The 21,533-nt window shown below is 34.9% G+C and carries 11 protein-coding genes and 3 pseudogenes; 13 read left to right on the top strand and 1 reads right to left on the bottom strand.

All coding sequences use genetic code 11. The annotated features are described in order from the left end of the window. Window positions 1-964 precede the first annotated feature (964 nt). The 6 genes and pseudogenes from CN946_RS06180 to CN946_RS23740 all read left to right on the top strand — a co-directional run bounded on the left by CN946_RS06180 (window position 965) and on the right by CN946_RS23740 (window position 6,512). Window positions 965-4,507, top strand: a complete 3,543-nt coding sequence (locus CN946_RS06180; RefSeq protein WP_098860344.1) for a S8 family serine peptidase — start codon at window positions 965-967, stop codon at window positions 4,505-4,507. A gap of 558 nt (window positions 4,508-5,065) precedes the next feature. Further along, the gene (locus tag CN946_RS23970) at window positions 5,066-5,299 is read left to right on the top strand and encodes an immunoglobulin-like domain-containing protein (protein WP_353616184.1); all 234 of its coding nucleotides are present in this window, start codon (window positions 5,066-5,068) and stop codon (window positions 5,297-5,299) included. Window positions 5,300-5,529: 230 nt separating this feature from the next. After that, a pseudogene (locus CN946_RS23340) lies at window positions 5,530-5,694 on the top strand (Ig-like domain-containing protein); the annotation flags it as partial. A gap of 2 nt (window positions 5,695-5,696) precedes the next feature. Continuing rightward, window positions 5,697-5,987: an Ig-like domain-containing protein gene (locus tag CN946_RS06175; RefSeq protein ID WP_098860343.1), complete on the top strand. Its 291-nt coding sequence runs from the start codon at window positions 5,697-5,699 to the stop codon at window positions 5,985-5,987. 33 nt (window positions 5,988-6,020) lie between these two features. Next, a pseudogene (locus CN946_RS23745) lies at window positions 6,021-6,239 on the top strand (Ig-like domain-containing protein); the annotation flags it as partial. Further along, entirely contained in the window at window positions 6,237-6,512 is a 276-nt protein-coding gene (locus CN946_RS23740) for an Ig-like domain-containing protein (RefSeq protein ID WP_286133838.1), read from the top strand. The pseudogene CN946_RS23745 and the gene CN946_RS23740, both read left to right, overlap by 3 nt. Window positions 6,513-6,669: 157 nt before the next feature. On the opposite strand, the gene CN946_RS06165 is transcribed toward CN946_RS23740, so the two are convergent. Continuing rightward, window positions 6,670-7,890 carry a helix-turn-helix domain-containing protein gene (locus CN946_RS06165; protein WP_098860341.1) on the bottom strand — a complete coding sequence of 407 codons (1,221 nt, stop codon included), beginning with the start codon at window positions 7,888-7,890 and terminating at the stop codon, window positions 6,670-6,672. 343 nt (window positions 7,891-8,233) lie between these two features. Between CN946_RS06165 and CN946_RS06160 the strand changes: the two genes are divergently transcribed. The 7 genes and pseudogenes from CN946_RS06160 (at window position 8,234) to CN946_RS06130 (ending at window position 21,494) form a co-directional block, all read left to right on the top strand. Further along, entirely contained in the window at window positions 8,234-9,784 is a 1,551-nt protein-coding gene (locus tag CN946_RS06160; RefSeq protein WP_098860340.1) for an FAD-dependent oxidoreductase, read from the top strand. Between the two features lie 191 nt (window positions 9,785-9,975). Next, window positions 9,976-11,058 (top strand): annotated as a pseudogene (locus CN946_RS23735) (S8 family serine peptidase). Between the two features lie 166 nt (window positions 11,059-11,224). Continuing rightward, the gene (locus tag CN946_RS06145) at window positions 11,225-12,049 is read left to right on the top strand and encodes an amidohydrolase family protein (RefSeq protein ID WP_098860337.1); all 825 of its coding nucleotides are present in this window, start codon (window positions 11,225-11,227) and stop codon (window positions 12,047-12,049) included. Window positions 12,050-12,286: 237 nt separating this feature from the next. Next, window positions 12,287-12,463 (top strand): hypothetical protein, encoded by a 177-nt coding sequence (locus CN946_RS23330; protein ID WP_176547225.1) that lies wholly within the window; start codon window positions 12,287-12,289, stop codon window positions 12,461-12,463. Window positions 12,464-12,481: 18 nt separating this feature from the next. Beyond that, entirely contained in the window at window positions 12,482-15,619 is a 3,138-nt protein-coding gene (locus tag CN946_RS06140; protein WP_098860336.1) for an efflux RND transporter permease subunit, read from the top strand. A 587-nt stretch (window positions 15,620-16,206) separates the two neighbouring features. Continuing rightward, window positions 16,207-18,894: a bifunctional YncE family protein/alkaline phosphatase family protein gene (locus CN946_RS06135; RefSeq protein WP_286133836.1), complete on the top strand. Its 2,688-nt coding sequence runs from the start codon at window positions 16,207-16,209 to the stop codon at window positions 18,892-18,894. 260 nt (window positions 18,895-19,154) lie between these two features. Next, on the top strand, window positions 19,155-21,494 hold the full coding sequence (locus CN946_RS06130) for an immunoglobulin-like domain-containing protein (protein WP_098860334.1): 2,340 nt from the start codon (window positions 19,155-19,157) through the stop codon (window positions 21,492-21,494). Window positions 21,495-21,533 lie beyond the last annotated feature (39 nt).

The raw sequence follows: 21,533 nt of genomic DNA, 5'->3' as shown, positions 1-21,533 counted from the left end.
ATCATGAAACAGTAGTTGTTTCAGATGATGATTTATTTAAGTTATAAAAGTGGGACTCTTCTTGTGTCACGCCAGGCTGTCGAGACTTTCTCGACAGTCTATTTTTTTTTCACATTGATGTTGATTGAAGTTTTTTTAGAAGCTATTCAGAATGGAGCTAGTGAAAAGAGGATGCACTGAGGTACTAAATTTTAAAGAAGTAATAGATTCATTATGAAAGAATACTAATAAAGAGGTTAAGAGGATAAGGTAAAATGATGATTTAAACTAATTATAAGGAAACCATTTTATTGGTGCTTCAGTGTGTAGACAAAGTCCCAAAAATCTGGGTTTCAGATTGATTGTAAAAGCTTGTCATTCAAGGCGCGAAGTTACCATAGACGGTAATGAGTACCCCAAACAGGTGTAACGAAGAATGCGAGCGTTTGTCAACAGTCTGGGAAACCATTTATTGGTTTCTTTATTAGTTTGACGAGATTAATATTTCAGTTAAATAAAAAGTTATCTTACCTAGTGTAAAGCCCCGTAAAGGTTAGTCACCTACTAACATTTACGGGGCTTTTTATGTTGTAATACTTCAGCCACAAGAATACTATTAAACTACTTACTTTAAGAATTCATAAAAATATAATTATATATTATTAAATTTAATTAATGTATTTCTTTGAAATTCTTAATATTTGCCCAAATGAAAAACTACAATTTAATACAAAATATCTATCTTTACTACAATTTTTTTACAATATTCTTCTAATATCAATTTTAATCATCAAATTTCTACAAAAATGTATCTGATTTTGGTGAAATAAATCGAATGAAAAGTCGTAATTTACCCCAATGTACGATTTTGTCGACCTCTAGTAATATTAATTTGTATTATTAAGAAAATTTTTAATAATAAATTAAATTATTAATTGAGCAAAGAATTAACAAGTTCATCGACTCATCTAGGGGGAGGATTAATATGAAGAACAGAAAAACAACTGCATTTAAGGTTATGACCACTGCAACTTTAACCTCATTATTTTTCACATCTTTTACAGCTTTTGCAGAAAGCTATGATAATTCTAATGAACCATCAGCAATCGAAAAAATCGTAGAGCAAGGAAGACAATTATTAAATAGAGATCAGGTAGACACTAGTAATGAGGAATCTATTTATAAAGATGTATATGAAAAGAGTTTAGCTAAAGCATATAAACCGAATGAGGTTGTTCGATTTATTGTAGAAGTAGAACAACCAACAGATGCGAACAATACATCTGAAAATAAAAAATCATTAATGAAGCAAAAGCAAGACAAGGTAATCGAGCAAATCTCAAACGAAAAACATTCTAAATCCAATGATTCTATAAAAGTCAAACATCGTTTTTTTGAAGGATTTAACGGATTCAGTGTCGAAACAGAGTTCCAGAATTTAAAAGATATCAAATCCATTCCAGGTGTTACGAATGTTCATGTTGCTAGAACATTCGAGGAAACAATGGCAACAAGCAAAGAATTAGTCCAAGCTCAAAAAGTATGGGAACAATACGGATATAAAGGTGAAGGCTTAGTTGTCGGAGTCGTTGATTCCGGTATTGATTATACGCACAAGGATATGAATCTATCAGATGATGCAAAAGCGAAAGAAAAATGGACTCAGGCTAAAATGAATCAAAAAATGGCAGAGACTAACGTAAACGAAATCTGGTACTCTGATAAAGTCCCAACAGGCTATGATTGGGCTGACGAAGATACAAATGTCATACCTGGATCAACTGGTAGTCCGCATGGTACACACGTGTCTGGAACAATTGGAGCTAACGGGGACGAAACGAAGGGTGGAGTGGCTGGTATCGCACCTGGTGTACAGCTTTTAGCTGAGAAAGTATTCTCAGATAAAGGTGGCGGCGCAATGGAAGATGATATTATCGCAGGTATTGAGCATGCAGTTACAATGGGTGCAGATGTGATCAACATGAGTTTAGGTGTTGATGCAGGCTATGTAGATGAAGAATTTGATCCAATCCAAAGAGCCATCCGAGAAGCAACAGAACAGGGTACACTTGTTGTCGTGGCAGCAGGTAATTCAGCCTATAGTACGAAGAATAACATCACTATGTCATCATTAAAACCATTTGCAGAAAATCCTGATATTGGAACAGTTGGGGCACCAGGTGTAAGTCCATATGCTCTATCGGTTGCTTCCTATGAAAATACTAAATATCATGTGAGTACACTAGCTACAGCTGATGGTTTTTCACTGCCGTTTAGAAATCAAACTCAATTCCCTGCATCCTATAATTTTAAACTTACTAAGACTCTCTCACCAGACGTAAGCTATGATATGGTATACGTAGGTGAAGGAAGTAAAGCAACTGATTATCCAAAAGGAAAAACTAACTACATTGCCGTAGTTAAACTATTAAATCCATATAGTACTGTTTCAACTATTCAGTTTACTGCAAAGAGTGCAGGAGCAAAGGCAATTATTATGATACCACCTGCAGTATGGGCAGATTATACTTCTCTACCAGTAACCCCGACTGCAACACCAACGGCTTCAACAAGTAAAGCTGTAGGTGAAGCATTGTTAAGTAAAATGAGCGCTCTACCAAGTGGCCAATATGTAAGTATGAAATTATCAGACGATACTTATGTAGATAACCCATTAAAAGACACAATGTCCTATTTTTCATCAATTGGATCACCAAGTACATTAGATTTTAAACCAGAGATTTCTGCTCCAGGTGGAAATATTTATTCTACTGTACCAGGAAATGATTATGAAATGATGAGTGGAACATCCATGGCAACTCCTCATGTTGCTGGCGGATCTGCATTGATATTGCAGGCACTTTATCAAAAAGGACTAACGCATTCTGAAGATACTGTTTTGAAGGCAAAAATTGCTTTAATGAATACAGCTAATGTAGTTATGGACCCAAGAACGAGTGGAGAAGCTCCATATTCACCACGTGTACAAGGATCTGGGTTAATGAAAATTCAAAATGCCATCAACACACCTGTTATTGTGACTAGCAGAAACACTCCTTTAGAGCAAGCTGGAGCGGTTGCATTAAAGGAAATAGGTCAAAATACAAGCTTTAAGTTAAACATGGAAGCATTTAACGTTCCTAAAGGTAAAAATAATAGTGCTGATATTGAGTACAATGTTTATGTTGATTTACTAAAAGACAAGACTGAAACTAAGGAATTTGATTTTGACGGTGATGGGAAACCTGATCCAAAGGAGTATTTGTCATTAACTAGTGAACGTATTAACGGTGCAACAGTCACTGTAAATGATAATGCAGTAACAGATAAAACAGGAGCATTAATTAAAATCAAACCAGGCCAATCAAAAATGCTAACTGTTAATGTATCATTACCAGATTCTTTAAAGAAAAATAGTTTTGTAGAAGGATTTGTTCGTCTTGTACCGGTAGCGAAGGATCAAGATAAAGCAGTACCATTAACGGTTCCTTATATGGGCTTCTATGGAAATTGGGATGAGCCACGAAATATCGACGCTCCAGCATGGGATAAAGAGGCGTTTGTAGGATATACTGCACTTTGGGATGAAAATTCAGAAAGATTCCCATTAGGATATAACCCTAATTCTGATACATTTACTCTTAACCATATTGCTTATTCGCCAAACTATATTCTAGATGGAATCTTTTCATCATTCCAAGCCTTACGTAATTTAGATAAAGTTGAAATGTATATTGAAGATTCAAACGGAAATTTCATTAAAAATTTAGGCGATTTTAGTGAATATACAGGAACCCCATATAAATTCAGAAAAAATATAATGCCAATTGGGGATAATATGTATCAGGGATATAAATGGGATATGAAGGACAATTCAGGTCAATTTGTACCAGATGGTATATACCAATATGTTATCAAAACAACATTAGATTATGATAACGCAAAACCACAGATCGTAAAAATGCCAATAACAGTAGATTCAGTCGGTCCGACAGTTACAGATCTTAACGTAACGCCAAAAAACGGAAAGTATGAAGTTTCTTGGGATGTGAAAGACAATGCAACTGACTATAATTCAGCTGTTATTTACGTTAACGGACAATATTATTCACCGGCAGCTGGGGTAAAATCTCAACTCGTTAATTCAGAACCGAAAAGCATTGTTATTCAAGCAATTGATTGGGCAGGAAATCAATCGTACAAGGTTTGGGGAGATACGAGCTATATAAAATATACGATGGGTATGCAAAATTGGAATATATCAACTGCGCCGACTGGTGTAAATGAAACCAAACCAGCAAAGATATCTGCTTGGGCATATGCAAGAGTAGACTGGACAATTAATGTAAAAGATGCAAGTGGGAAACTGGTTGATTCGTGGGAAGTGAAAAATGAACATACACTAAAAGCAGCATGGTTACCTGAAACGGACCTTCCAAATGGAACGTATTCGATCACGCTTAATGTAGTTACAAAAGACGGTTTTAAAGTAACAACACCAGCTAAACAAGTAACAGTTGTTCAATAACCTTAACTATTTCTAGTAGAAAAATAAAAAGCTATTATATTCCTATTTGTTTTAGGTATATGATAGCTTTTTTGCTGTAATAATAGCACTAGATTGCTAGTTAGTAGATTCGCTTTGGTAGTTAACTGGATAAGTAAATTAGAAAATGATTGGATATGACTTAGAGTTTTTTTAGATAAATTGAGTGTAAAAAAATGGAATATAAATGTATAATTGTTATTTTCATTAAAATTGCCCCAAATAAAATATGTCAATTAAAGACAAAAAACCTAAAATATTGCTAATTTCACAATAGATTCTACAAGAAAATATCTTGTTAGCTAAATTATGACAAGTATTTTTTCTTTTATAGTCTAAATTTGTCGGAATGAAAAGTTTCATTTTACCCCAATATATTATTTTGTCGACCTCAAGTAAAATTATTCTATATTTACAGTATTAAGAAAATTTATAATACTTAAATATTTGGTAATGGTTTGAGCAAAGAATTTACAGTTCATTGACTCATTAAGGGGGGCAATATGAAAATAAGAAAAAGATTTGCACAAGGAATGACTTCTGTTTCTCTCTTCGGTTTATGACGTTTGTACATGCAGAGGAAACGAATCAACAGCTTCCGTTGTTTGGAATTTAATTAAGAAAGACAACGCTGATGAAACATCTGTTGTGTCTGACTTGAATTTCCCAACAAAAGGAAACGATGGAACAACGATTACATGGTCTATATTTAATTCATCAATTATTAAATCAGATGGAATAGTTGAACGTCCAATCTTTGAAACAGGTGATTAGGACGTAATCGTAAAAGCTATAATCACAAAAGGTACGGCTAGCGAGACGAAAGAATTTACAATTCATGTCTTACACAAAGATGACAAAGTCGCACCAAACACACCAACAATCAACGTCATTGATGATAATGATTTAACAATTTCAGGAACGATTGTAGCAAAAGCAACAACGACAGTCATCGTGAAAAAAGGCGATGTACTGTCGTATTAGATCGCACTGCACCAGATGCACCGAAAATCAATACAATTGCAAACAACGATCTGTTCATCAAAGGTGTGGCGGAAGCAAATGCAACTGTTACGGTGAAAGTAAATAACGAAATCCTTGTAACTGGTCAGGCTGATGAGGTAGGGAATTTTACATTAGCGATACCAAAACAAAAAGCTGGAACCTAGATGTGTATGCAACAGATGCTTCTGGAAACGAAAGTGTTGCAACAACTATTATTGTTGTCGATAAAACAGCACCAGACGCGCCAGTCATTAGTCCAATTGATGACAACGACACAGTAATTTCAGGGAAAGCAGAAGAAAACATCACTATTCTTGTGAAAAAGAACAGAAGTGTTGTTGGAACTGGTAAAGCAAGTGCAGCAGGTCTTTTCACAATCAAGATAAGTGCACAAAAAGCAGGGTCAATCTTGACTGTCATTGTAAAAGACGAAGCTGGAAACGAAAGTCAAGCTTAAACTGTCGTACTTGATAAGACAGCACCAAAATTACCAATCATCTATCCAATCGATGACAACGATGTGTGGATTACAGGAAAAACTGAATCAAATGTGAATGTTTTTGTTAAAAACAATGGTAAATTGATTGCAGCAGGAACTTCTGATCAAAATGGAGTTTATCGAATTAAGATTAGTAAACAAAAAGCAGGGACTGTATTATCAGTATTTGTTAAAGATTTAGCAGGAAATCAAAGTACTACATCACAAATCAAAGTACTAGATCGTACAGCTCCAAACGCACCAAAAATTACAAGTTTCTTTACAAAAGGAACATATGAAATAAAAGGAACTGCGGAAGTAAATACGACGATTGTTGTCTTGAAAGGTAATAAAGTAATTGCGAAAGTAAAAGTTTCAACAAAAGGAACATTTACTGTAAAATTACCAAAACCTAGCAAAGGAAAAACTGAATATACATTATATTCAGTTGACCAAGCTGGCAATGCAAGTGTGAAAGTTAAAGGCTCAATCACGATTAAGTAATAAAAATGGTGCTCAAATATAATGTATATTTGAGCACCATAAAAATAAAAGTTAAATTAGGTGTACTAATTAGAAGATAATATTCCCCATATAATTATATTGAAAAATACCAAACTTAAGAAAAAAACAAGAATATATTATGTATTCTTGCTTTTACTTAAGTAACAAGTATTAATTTGGCCATTTCCAATGCTTTATCAGGTAGGTTTATTTTAGAATAATAGTTAAAAAGTTCTTTTTCAGATCGCTGAATTAAATAAGTGTAACCATACTTATTAAACATTGGTAATGCTTTGTTAGCTAAATATTTAAAGTACTCTTTTTCTTTCGATTTAAGTAAACAAAGGATTAGTCTAAATAGATGAATATACAATAATTGATTAATTCGAATCGCAATAATTAATCCATCTTCAGCAAGTTGAATTAATTCATTTTTTGGAATAAGTTCACCTTCAAAAGAGGTACGAATATATCCTTCTAATGTAAGTAAATAATTAGGAGATTCTGGATCTTTTAGGGACATTGATTGCTTATAATGCAATCTAGCTTGATCATAGTTTTTTCTTCTGTAGTACTCATACGCTAAGTTATGAAGTAATTTGGCTTTTCGGTCAGGAGCATTGCATATATCACAGCTTTTGATTAAACTCTTAAAACGAGTAATAATTTCTTCATAATCACTGTTTTCAGTAACTTGAATAATCATAATCATTTCAGCATCTATAACTCTAAGATAGTTATTAATATCTTTAAAATATTTATGCGATTTTTCTGCAAAATAGTATGCCAAAACTGGAGATTGAATTGTATGGTAGGCCATCGCTAAGTGATAGTAATATTCTGGATTTTTATAATCCTCTATTTGTATTTGTTTTAGTGTTTGAATTGCTTTAGTATGATCTTCACATTTTAAATAATAAATTCCTAAAACATGTTTTAATAGATTGGATTCATAATCTGTTAGTTCGTTCTCTAATTTTTGTATTTTCTTTATGATTTTCATTGCTTCACAGGTATTATTATGAATTAAAAAATATCTTACGCGAAGTAAATGATATAAGTGGATATAATCTGAAATGGCGAGCAATTCTGCATGTTCTAACTCATTATTGATTTGTTCGATTTCTTCTGCTAATTGCATAATGATCGCATCATTCCACTCTGTTAAGCGGTGTTTAATATTGATTAATTTTTTTTTTTCAACATCAATCTCTATTCCTAGTCTCTCGGATAATATATTAATGATTTCATTATTAAATGTTGTTCGGTTACATTCGATCTTACTAATATGAGTAATAGAACAGATATCCTTTCCTAATTGTTCTTGTGTTAGTTTGTATTTTTCTCGATAGAACTTTAATATTTTACCTTCATACATAACCAATTCCTCCCTTCAAGTTTGTTGAACTTTAGAGTAATTTAAGTTGCAAACTATTTACTCTTTGGCGAAATTTGAATATTCTCATTTTGGTAAGGGTAGAAAATTAATTAAATAGAGATTTTATAATACGCATTAATAAAATTTTACAATATACGATAAATTTAGTACATTTACAAAAATGGTAAACGGTATGAAGAAATACTTAACTGAAGTTTAGTTTTTAAACCGAATAATGGTTATTGCTCTGCAGATTAAACTAACAATAGATTGTATCTTCATTTTTTCTTAACTAATATATAGGAAAGTAGAAATGAGAAAAGCTGAAGGCTGAGGTAAAAAGATGAATTTTGAACAAATGGAGTACATAATAACAATTGCAAATGTAAGCTCTATTACAAAGGCAGCTGAAAAATTTTTTATATCTCCGTCAGGAATGAGTCAATCAATTACACAATTAGAAAATGAGCTTGGTATTAAAATATTTAATCGTTCTAAACATGGAGTAACTCCAACTTTTGAAGGGAAAATAGTAATTTCAAAAGCAATGATATTACTAAAGACCATTAAAGATTTAAACAAAGAGATTGATATTTATAAAAGTAATAATAAATCACAATTAAAAATTCTAACAGCTCCTACTTTTTCTTATTTGATTCAAGAGATATTGGTGAAATTTAGTATGGATCATAAGGATATATCAATCGAAATAGTCGAGCAAAACCCAGCAAATATTATTCAAAATTTTAATAATCATAATTATGACATTGCATTTATATCAGCAACAATTGAGGAACTAAAAAAAGATAGTAATATTAAGTTCGAACATTTACATAGAGGTCACATATGTATTGCTGTTGGTAAAAAATCTCCGTTTTATTCTATGGAATATGTAGCCCCTAGTGATTTAATACATGCAAAAACAGTAGTGTATAAAAATTCTGACTATAAAAGGCTATTAAAAATTGCTAAAATGGATCCCAAAAATATAGTACTGAAATCAAATAGAAGTAGCCTACTATTTGAATTGGTTAAAGAAAGCCAAGCTATCTTTTATCTTCATGATTTTACGGTTGCATTTACAGCCATATTAAGGGAAGTTTTAATCCTTATAACAAAAGATCTAAAACTTTATGAAATTTCAGGTGGGACTGATCATCTTATTAATGGATTTTTACCACAACTTAAAGACGACATTATTACGAATCAAAGAGTAAAAAAAATTATACAAAATGAATCAAACGTAACAATTTATACTGAAAATCAAATACTAAATACTGAGCATCAACTGTCTAGCGACTTTGTTATTTCAACAATTCCTTTTTCTTTATTGAATTTTGTAGATTTACTTCCATTTGAGTCAATTTCATATGATAAAAGGAAAGTTATTAGGAAGATACATTATGCAAATTCAACTAAAATAGCTCTTCAATTTAAAACGAGATTTTGGGAAAAATATGGAATAAATGGTGGGAAATTAACTACTGATCTACCAATTAAGTTTTCATATTTTCCAAGCCATGGACCCGGGGCATCTGTTGATACAGGGATTATGTTAGCAAGCTACACATGGGAAGATGACTCTAGTATTTGGAACAATATGACACAAGCAGAGCGTATAAAAATTGCCTTGAATGATCTTTCATATATATTTGGAAATGAAGTATTTACGGAGTTTTTAATAGGTTACTCACATGATTGGAATGAATTTCCTTATTCCGGAGGAGCATTTGTCATGTTTAAACCAGACCAGATAAAAGAATTAGGTCAATTTATTAGTACGCCAGAAGGGAGAATTCATTTCGCTGGATCTCATTCATCAACTACACCGGGCTGGATGCAAGGTGCAATTGAAGCAGGAGTTAGAACCGCGTATGAAGTTAATAGTAGATAAGTTAAATTTTATTGATTTCCTTAATGAACCTAAAGCATGCATTAGCTGAAGTTTAATTACACTTCCTTAAGGAGTCGGAGATAAGTGTTCCTGAGGATAAAAAGAAGCCTTAAAGTATACAATGCTACTTTAGGGTTATTTGAAATTAACTAGTAAACTGAGACTTTTCCATTTAAGCGACAACTCTTGCATTGGGGGGAGGTTTAGTTTCTAGCAGTTTATCAAATACATATATTAGTTTCCCAACAAAAGTACATGCTGCAACTAGTACAAGTTCTGAACAAATCTTGGCTTCTCTGAGCAAAGAGCAGCGGGAAGCACTGACAAAGCTTCAAGTCACGGAAAAAAATGGGCTGCAAGGATTTGATGAAGAAGAATTAAACACCGATAACGAAATCTCTGTCATTGTCGAGTTTAAATCTAAGCCTGAGAAAGTTGCGGTACTCGATGCTGCTTTAAAAGGAAAGAATCTAACAGCAGAACAAGCGAAAAACAAGATTGACCATGAGCATGCTACTTTTAGTGATGATTTAACGAGAATTATGCCATCCACTTTAGAAAAAATCGGCAAAAGGTCTTATGAAATAACACGTTCATTTAAATCAGCTTATAATGGTGTTACTATGACACTACCAAAAAACGAAGTAGAGACACTTCTTCAATCAGACTCTGTTAAAGCCGTTTATAAAAATACTACATTTAGTATCGAACCTCCAATCAACTCAGATTCTAGTGTTGAAGAATCTACTAAACGAATCGAGAGTATTCCATTTCTAGGTGTAGACAAGTTACATAAGGAAGGTATTACAGGAAAAGGCGTGAAGGTCGGTGTCATTGATACAGGTATTGATTATCACCATCCTGATTTAAAAGATGCTTTTAAAGGTGGATATGATTTTGTGGATAACGATTCTGATCCAATGGAAACTTGATATGATGATTGGAAAAAGTCTGGGAAACCAGAGACTAACGAAGGTGGATCGACCTATTATACCGATCATGGTACCCATGTATCCGGTACGATTGCTGGTCGAGCAAAAAATACTAGCGGTGTAGCTGTAGAGGGAATTGCTCCTGACGCTGACCTTTATGCATATCGTGTTATGGGACCATATGGGCAGGGCGAAATGCAAGATATCCTTGCTGGAATTGATAGAGCGGTTAAGGACGGTATGGATGTGATCAATCTATCGTTAGGAATCGATGTAAATGATCCTAATTATCCTTCGAGTATGGCTGTTAACACTGTATTGAATTTGGACAGAGGTCTTTAAAACTAATAAAGATTTTATTAAAAGCATATATTTGATACTAGTAATAATAGGTTAAAAATGAACAAGTTTAAAAATTAATTTAAATGTAGATCAACCAAAAAATGAAAATAATCGAAGAGGGGAGATTTATATAATTATTGATTGCCATTTTCATGTGGATGAATCCATGCTGACTTTAGAAAAAATGATAGAGGAGATGGATAAAAATAATGTAACAAAAACTGCTCTAATCCCCCCTATGAGTGAAACAATGTTTGAATCGGATCGTACCATTCAGTATCATATACAACGATTATTCCGTTTTCTAATACTTAATACACCTCAAATTGGGCACAAAATTTATGATGGTCTAGTGAAAGATGGCTATTTAAAACTTTATGGTAACACATATAAGATTTTTACCGAGCCGAATAACGATATCGTGGCTTCTGCAATTGCAAGATTTCCAGATCGTTTTCTAGGTTGGGTAGCAGTGAACCCTATGATTCCAAATTTTATGGAAGAAATAGAATTCTATCTTAAAAACCCTAGTTTTATTGGGGTAAAGGCTCATCCATTCATGCATGGTTATCGTATGAAAGCTCTTGAACCAGTTGCTGCTTTATGTGAATCAAAAGGTATACCTATGATTATTCATCTTTCTTCAGAGTTTGACTGCTATAAATTTCTACCTGAAAAATTCCCTAAACTTAAATTAATTTATGCTCACGCTGGTCTACCATTTTGGAAAAAACTATGGAAATACGTTAAGGAACAACCAAATGTATATGTTGATACATCAAGTGATTATCTCAATCCGTCAATTGTAAAACAAGCGGTAGAGGCTTTAGGTTACCGTAAAGTTCTATTTGGCTGTGACGGACCATATGGAATGAAGACATTTAATGAATATGACTATTCGGACAAGAAAAGATGGGTGGAATCCCTTCTAATTCCTGATAATGAAAAGGAATACATACTCGGAAAAAATTTTTTAGGATTAATTGAATAGGAAAAAGGAGGCAACTAACCCTTGTGGTTGGTGCCTTTTTTTGTTCTTCGAAAGGATTAACGAAGTTTTTGAAGAGCTTTTCTGCCTTGTGGCTCCCCAAAAAACGTAAATTCATCTAATAAATAATTAATAGGATTAACAAAGAATTTATATAGCTTTACAAATCTGAAATTGTAGATTAACAGATGGAGATTAATCTATTAAAAAGGAGATAGGGGATTAAAGAAAGACACAAGTTTGCTTGCTGGGTCTTTTAACGCAAATGGTGGAATCGATGACCATAATTTCGCAACTACGACGGATCATCTACTCGCTGAAAATGAGGGCAGATTAGATTTTATACCAAATCAAAAAGTAAATATGCTTGGCATGTTACTTTGGCCTAGTAAAACGTACATAATAATTTCTTTATAAGGAGGGAATCGGGAGAAAATGAATCATTTATTACAATCCTCTATCAGAAGAGCAGGTCTCATTATTACTCTAACTATCATCGTTTTGGTATGGGGTGCAATATCAGCCTTTCAAATGCAGAGGGATTATCTACCTGAAATTAATAATCCTACACTTACGATTACAGTAAAAGCACAGAGCCTACAGGCTGATCAGGTTAAAGAATATATAACAAAACCTATCCAGGAGGCGGTCAGGGTAGTAGACAATCTTCAGGATGTGGAAACTAATTCCTTTAATGGGGGCTCGTTTATAAGTCTAAATTTTCCTATGAAATATGATATGGAAAAGGCAGAGCAGCAAGTGAATAAAGCGATCGAAGAAATTTCATTGCCAAAAGGATCTGACAAACCCCTTGTGAACCGCCTTAGTACGCATTCGCTTCCTATTATGACAATCAGTCTAAAAAGCAATAATGTCAATATTACTGAAAACATGCTTAGGACTTCCGTACAAGAAGAAGTGGTAAAAGGACTTAAAACTGTTCCTGGAATAAAGGATATTCAAGTGTCAGGTGGTGGGAATGCTGGATACGCCATCTCAATTCGCAAGGACGATTTAATTAAGTCCGGTTTTAGTGTGGACGATATCAATAATTCTCTCAAACAACAACACACAACTGAAACAGAAGGGGACTTATCAGACGGTCAGATGACGGTTCCCATAAAAGTGAACGGCTGGGGGCTGAATAAAACAGATCTGCAGAAGTTGTCTATAAGTCGGGAAGATGGTAAGACCGTTTCTCTATCTGACGTAGCAGATATTTCGAATTCGATTGTTAATCTTCAGACCATATCCAGAACAAAAGGTACACCGAGTGTAGTACTGGATATATTAAAAACTCCTTCATCAAATATTAGCAATCTGTCGAAAAGCATTCACAGCCGACTACAAGATATAACACCGATTAAAAATAATGATGTAGAAGCCTCCATACTTTTTGACCAAGGGCAGCAGGTGAACCATTCTTTACAGGGACTCGTTAAAGAGGGATTATTGGGGTGCTTGTTCTCCATGATCTGCGTATTTTTATTCTTTCACAATGTACGCTCTACATTATTGATTGCTATTTCCTTGCCAATATGTCTTTTAGCTACTACCGGTATCCTAAAGTTATTAGGAATCTCCCTAAACATTCTTACCGTTTCCGGCCTTGTGGTGGCGATGGGAAGGGTTGTGGATGATTCGATTGTGATCTTGGACAATATCAACAGAAAAGTAAAAGAAGGAAAAGAATTAAAAAGCTTTTCATTCATTACACTGGCTGTAAAGGAGATGATTCCGGCGATTGTTTCATCTACGGCCACTACGGTTGCTGTGTATATTCCCATAGCCCTTGTCGGTGGTCTCGTTGGCGCAGCCTTTTCAGGTTTTGCATGGTCTGTTGTTATTGCTCTCATTATTTCCTTAGTCGTTTCAGTTCTTGTAGTTCCTGCTCTATATAATCTTGTCTGGAAAGGAAAGCCCACAGCACACGACGATTTCATGGCTAAACGTTCTTATAAGATTTATGGCTGGGTTTTTCAGAGAAGGAAGCTTCTTAGTACAATAACTGTAAGTTTATTTGTTGTTTTGGGTGTAGCCTCAGCCTTGCTTCCTGTAAATATCCTGACCATGACTAATAATACAGGGCAGCTCGGTATTCAAATTGAATTACCAAAAAATACATCGCTGAGTGAAGTAGACGAAGAAGTGAAGAGAGTTGAAGGACTTTTACAAAAGAATCCAAACGTTTCTTCATTTTCTTCCGGTCTCGGTTCTTCTTTCACTCCTCAATCAGACGATGTATTTGATGCTGGAGGTGGATGGATACAGCAACCGAATATAGCCAACCTGTCCCTAAGTATTAGAAAAAATGCAGATAAAACTAGAATGAGCAGCCAATTACAAAAGCAGTTGGATACTATTAAAAGTTCAGCAATTTACACGGTAACTGACAAGAGTATCTCGGGAGATGATTCTTTATTAAAAATTAATCTAATTGGTGCGGATAGCCAAACTCTTGAAAATTTATCACGCTCTGTTGGAAATCGCCTAAAGTTGATACCGGGCCTTGCCGTGCAAGGTTTGGCTGATGAAGAAGGAACCGCTTCTCAATATCAATTAACCCTAAACAGAAAGATGATTGAACAAAATGGTCTGAATTTATCAGATATAATAAATAGGTTCAAGTTATACACTGCTGAAGGCACAATAGGTGAGATTTCGATTAACAATAATACTTATCCTATCGTTTTACATCTTAAGAATGTGGATAGTAAGAATGCCAAAGCCCCCAATGAAACAGATCCGGCTCTGCGATTATTAAATCGGATGGGTAACGAATCGTTTATTAATAAAGAGGGAAGAACTTTTAGATTAAATCAGCTTGTTGTTGCAGCTCCCATTACAGATGCATCTGTGATACAGGAGAAGGATGGTCATCCATACGCTGTTATTACGGGAAACATTCTCTCTAGAGATATAGGGAAAGTAACCAAACAAGTTAAAAGTGTACTTAAGAATACTCCTCTACCCGAAGGAGTCAATTACTCTTTTGCAGGAGCTCCTGAGCAAGTAAAGGAAATGATCTATGAAATGGCCATTGCTTTATCATTTTCTATTTTGATCGTTCTTTCCATTATCAGCTGTGTATTCAGGGGATGGAAGGCACCTCTCACAGTATTAGTTTGTATACCGCTTGCCTTCATTGGATCAGTCGCTGGAATGCTAATCTTCCAGTTAGAATGGAACCTGGCCGCTCTGGTCGGACTGTTAATGTTAACCGGAATCGTGGTTACGAATGGTATTGTATTGGTAGATAAAATAGAGAGAAATAGGTTGGCAGGACACAGTTTAGATGAAGCACTATTACAAGGTACGTTATCTAGAATTAGGCCGATTCTCACAACTGCTTTAACAACAATTTTAACACTAATGCCTTTAGCTTTATCATCTCAAACTGACACTATTATCTCTCAAACTCTCGGTATTGTTGTGATTGGTGGGTTAGTAAGTTCCACATTGATCAGCTTATTTATGATTCCTATTTTGTATAAATGGCTTCATAAGAACTATGACCAGAGTTCCAACGACATCGTTGATGACCTCAGTCATAAATATAAAAAAACTGTTTAGGAAGTGTGTAGTATTTATTTGTTCATTCTTATCGTTAGAAAAAAGAATCGTTTTAAAAACGGTTCTTTTTTCTATTGGTGAAATACTTTTATAGATATAAGTTAAATAGAATGAGCCATTCTATCGACCTCATACCAGCATTTCTGGTCCATAACGGTAAACGGGCTAGACTCCTGGATTACATTTAGAGTTAAATCCTATCTTTCTACCCTTTTTACGCAATAATTGTTCTACTACTTCCTCGATAGGAAGGAGGACGTTCAATTTACTAGTAAGTAATTATTAATGTTATTTTATTTAAATTATGTAAATTTGATTAGATGAGAAATTGAGCATACCAGGACTACCGGCATTGATATAACAATGTTTTAGTGTGGAAGATTATTCCAACTATCTATTTTTTAGGGATAATTTACTAGTTAATACGTAACTCTACTAAATATAACCTTTATATAAATTTACTAAACTGGAGTAGTAGATTAATAGAATAGGAGTATTCTTTAGGAAGATTCAGAAAGGAGTGAAAATTAATGAAGAAAAAAGTAAATAAGACAAAATTGTTCGCTGGGGTTTCCTTAAGTACGGTATTGTTAGGATCTGCCGGTGCTTATGCTGCAAATGATAATGCTTTTGGAAACAGGCTCGTTGGCCCTCAGGCAGACGGCTCCGTATTAACACCTGTCAATCAACTCATCACACCAGCAGGAAAACAAATTGAATTTGGTGGTAACCCTATAACAGTTGCTGTACATCCAAATAATAAGACAGCAGCAACTATCGTTGGACGCAATAATTACGGTGGAAAAGGAATTAACATTGTTGATCTTTCGACCGGAAAATTGACTACTCAAGATTTATCCATTGGCCTCTCTCAAATGTGGGGATTAGCTTATTCTGCGGATGGTAGCCAGCTATATGCAACAGGTTCATCAGGAACAACCGGAAAAGTAGTCGTTATGTCAGTTAGTGAAGATGGAACCCCATCTATCAAAAAAAGCATTAATCTGCCCAAAGCATCTGTCGGCGGAAATATTAATCCACTTGATATAGCGGTTACACAAGAAGGTAAGCTGCTAGTTGCCCTAAACCGTGATAACAGCCTTGGAGTTATTGATCCTCAAACCGGTTCTGTTACTAAAGTAGCAGTAGAAAATGCGCCTACAAGTGTATTAGTCAAAGGCAACTTTGCTTATGTAACGAACCAGGGTGGCCGTACCGCAAAAGAAGGAGATACAACAGTAGATTCTTCAGGGACAAAGGTAGTTGTGGACCCTAAAACAGGTGCAACTTCGACAGGAACAGTATCTGTTATTGACTTGACTACGAATACAGTAACAAAAACGATCGAAGTTGGTGTGCAGCCTGAACGTATGACGCAGTCAGGTCAATACATATTTGTAGCAAATACAAATAGCGACACGGTTTCTGTCATTGATTCCAACATTAATACGGTCGCACAAACGATCGACATCAAACCATACCCTAATGCTGCTAAAGGCTCAGCACCTAACGCTGTGAAAGTAGTAGATAATAAATTAATGGTAAGCCTTGGGCGGGATAATGCGATTGCAGTATACGATTGGCACGGGCCTGAGAAGACCTCTGAACTGCAAGGTCTCTTGCCGACAGCCTGGTTTCCAGTAGATATCGCTGTTGATTCTGAAAATAAGAAGTTAATCGTTGCTAATGCGGATGGTATTGGTTCACGTGGACCTTCACGTGATTTAACGATTCAAGGAATTAAGGTTACTGGGAAATCATCATATGCCCAAATTGGTTCTCTTTCATTAATCCCATTCCCATCTGCTGAGGATCTTGCAAAAGGGACCAAGCAGGTTTTTGCCGACAACAACTGGTTTGGTTTAAAGAATCTGAACGCAAAACCTCGTCATAATAAAAAACCAGTTGCTATGCCTGAGCGTGTTGGTGAGCCTTCAACAATCAAACATGTATTCTATATTATTAAAGAAAACCGCACTTATGATCAGGTTCTAGGAGATTTAGGTAAAGGAAATGGGGAACCAGCTTTAACTCAGTTCCCAAAAGCAGTAACTCCAAACATTCACAAACTTGCGAGTACATTCCCGCTACTTGATAATGTATATACTTCGGGTATTCAATCAGCAAGCGGACACCAATGGGTAATGCAAGGAACTAACACGGACTATGAAGATAAAGAAACAGATTCAGCTAATGTTAGAAGCTATCCTGGAGGGGCCGGGGATCCTATGGCTTACGCACCTACAGGACACTTATGGGATCAAGCAGCAAAAAATAACGTATCTGTAGAAAACTTCGGCGAAGATACAACTGGTTTCACTGGATCAGCACCTTTTGGTACCTGGACTGACTGGTACAAAGATTATCAGATTCTTTCCGGACAGAAAGAGGGCGATCTTCATGTACCAATAGGAAACTATTCGGCAACATATGATATTCCATCACTCGGGCCGATTACCTATAAACCTTTCCCAACCTTCGATACGAATATTCCAGATCAATATCGATTTGAAATATTTAAGCAAAGGTTTGAAGAACACGTCAAAAATAAGGATTTACCGGCCTTAAACACGTTGTGGGTAATGGATGACCATACTGCAGGTAATGCAACAGGTTCTCCTACGCCACAAGCTATGGTTGCCGATAATGATCTTGCTATTGGTAAAATCGTTGACCTTATTTCACATAGTCCTTATTGGAAGGATTCAGTAATCTTCATTACTCAAGATGATTCACAGAATGGATTAGACCATGTCGATGGTCATCGTCAGCCTGCGCATGTAATCAGTCCATGGGTGAAAAAAGGTATTACAGACAGCCACTATTGGACTGTCATAAATATGGTAAGAAGTATCGAGCAAATTCTTGGTCTCCCTGCTATGAACCAAAATGATGCAGCTGCAGAACCGATGAGTGAACTATTTACAGACAAACCTGACTTTACACCGTATAACTTCGAGCCTAATCAGATACCGCTTGATACTTTAAATGGACAGCCGAACTCCAATACGGCTGTACTTGCCAATACAGATCAAGTTACACTAGAGTCAAAAGAACTTTCAAAAAAATGGACTGAATGGTCTAACAAGAACAAGGATCTATTTACCGGAAAACATGCTTCTCCGGATGAAGTCAACGCCAATATGCTAAATCATTCTGTTTGGTACGCAACAAAAGGCTTTGATCAACCATATCCAGGGGATAAACAACCGCTTAGCCCAGAAGAAGTGCAAAAGCAACCTGAAAGCAGCGCACCTTCTCCAGCAAATAATTAAAAACGTAAAGAATATAGAAGGGAAAGAGGCTGCTTGCATTATTTCTGGAGTTAGCCTCTTTTTCGAAAATAGAATAAAAGGTATAGATTAGTGGGAAGGAAATATTTTTCACAAACGTATTTTGTACAAGAACTAAAATGAAAAATTGGCTCAGTTATCTGAGTCAATTTTTTTTGCTAGATTAATTGTTTAACAATTTTAAATATTATCTATGATACACTAGATTAATAGTTTATTTAAATCGATTGGGGAGTCGGGACTTGAAATCAATTTTATTAAAAGCAGGTTTATTAACAACACTTTCTTTTGGACTAGTTGCTGGGAAAGCATCTGCAGCAGAAATGGATTGGGCTACTAAATGTTTAGATATGGGTATAATTCAGCCGAAAGTGAATCCAGACTTTCAACAAATAAATTGTTTGTTAACGAATGCCGCATTAAGTCAGAAGATACCACCTGAGGTTGTGAAAGCAGTGGCTGAGAAAGAATCCTCTGGATGGAAGCAGTTTGATGAAAACGGTAATGCTGTTTCAGATGGTAAAGGATTCGGTATTATGCAGGTGACTGATTCTGTGCCTGATCCAGAAAGAGTTAAGAGCGATATCATTTATAATATTGAGCAAGGTGTAAAGATTTTAAATTCAAAGTACGAACTTCAAAATACATCAAGTATACCTAGAATTAAGGATGCAGGGAGAGAAATTATTGAAAACTGGTACTTTCCAATTATGGCTTATAACGGATTAAAACCTGTAAACAGCCCGATTAAACGTAGTGATGGATCAAGGAATTGGATGACTTATCAAGATAAAGTGTTTAATATACTTGAAGTACAAAGCTTCTTAGGGGAAGACCAAAAACATAACATACTAGCTCATTATCCGTTTGAGTACGACGATTTTATTTATGACCCAAACAGTAGCGAAAATATAAAGTTCAAGACTCCAATGCCGGAGTATGTAATAACTGATGGGCTACATGAGTCTGTTTATATGTTAGAAAAAGGCACTTTTGTAAAAGTAATTAAAGAAGGAGCACCTTTAAGACTGGAGCCTACAACGTCATCAACAGGAGTAGCTCAACCTTTAAATACGACCCTTATTTGGGATGGAGAAATAAAATATACAGAGCCATATACTAGCCAAAATGTTTTTACTTGGTTCCATGTGACTTCAGCTGATGGTAAAAATTCTGGTTATATTTCTTCTGCTTATATCGCGAAAAAGAAAGATTTCGTTGATCCAATTGTATCTGGGGTTAAAAATAATGAGTTTTACAATGAAGATGTAACGATTTCTTTTGATGAAGGTACAGCTTTATTAAATGGAGCGGTTTTCAAAAATGGTAATACAGTTACCAATGAAGGAAAATACACATTAGAAGTAAAAGATGAAGAAAGTAACACAACAACAATTACGTTTACACTTGATAAAACAAAACCAATATTCTCTGGTGCTGCAGATAAACTTATAGTGGTCGGTTCATCATTTGATTCAAAATCAGGCGTTACTGTAACAGATGATGTAGATGGCGATTTAACTTCTAAAATTCTAGTATCTGGTTCAGTGGATAACCAAAAACCAGGAGAATATCAATTAGTGTACTCTGCAACAGATAGTGCAGGTAATACAGCAACTTCTATCAGAAAAATCACTGTAAACGATTCAACTAAGCCAGTATTCTCTGGTACTGCAGATACAATTATACAAGTCGGTTCATCATTTGATTCAAAATCAGGCGTTACTGTAACAGATAATGTAGATGGCGATTTAACTTCTAAAATTCAAGTATCTGGTTCAGTGGATAGTCAAAAACCAGGAGAATATCAATTAGTTTACTCTGCAACAGATAGTGCAGGCAATACTGCAACTTCTATCAGAAAAATCACTGTAAACGATTCAACTAAACCAGTTATATATGGTACGGTAGATAAGAAATTAAATATTAATTCACAGTTTGATTCAATGGCTGGAGTATCTGCAGTAGATAATGTTGATGGTGAATTAACTAAATCTATTAAAGTAACAGGTATTGTAGATACTAAGAAAAAAGGTTCTTACACACTTACATACACGGTTAGTGATAAGTTTAGGAATGTAACAACAGTTAAGAGAACAATCACAGTGATTGATAATATTAAACCTGTCATTTACGGTGCAGTTAACAAAACAATTAATATCAATACTAAATTCAATCCACTAACAGACGTAACTGCTACAGATAATGTGGATGGATCTTTAACAAAGCTTATTAAGGTTACGGGTACAGTAAATACAAAGAAAATCGGAACATACACATTAACATATACGATTACCGATTATTCCGGTAATAAAACGGTTATTACAAGAAAAATCACTGTAAAGGATAATATTAAACCTGTTATTTATGGTGCAATACCGAAAACAATTAAAGTAAAGTCTAATTTCAATTCAAGAGCAGGCGTTACTGCAAAAGATAATGTTGACGGAGATTTAACAAAAGTGATTAAAATTACAGGAACTGTAAATACAAAGAAAAAAGGAAGTTATACATTAACGTATGTAGTTGCTGATAAATCAGGTAACAAAACGACTGTACAACGAAAAATCACTGTTAAATAAATTGAAGGTCTACCGAACATGTTAATATCCCCTCATAGT

It is taken from the genome of Bacillus sp. AFS053548 (genome assembly GCF_002575105.1).
Classification (GTDB): Bacteria; Bacillota; Bacilli; order Bacillales; family Bacillaceae_G; genus Gottfriedia.
The sequence above is the reverse complement of the archived record's forward strand: the minus strand, read 5'-3'. Positions and strand labels throughout refer to the sequence as shown.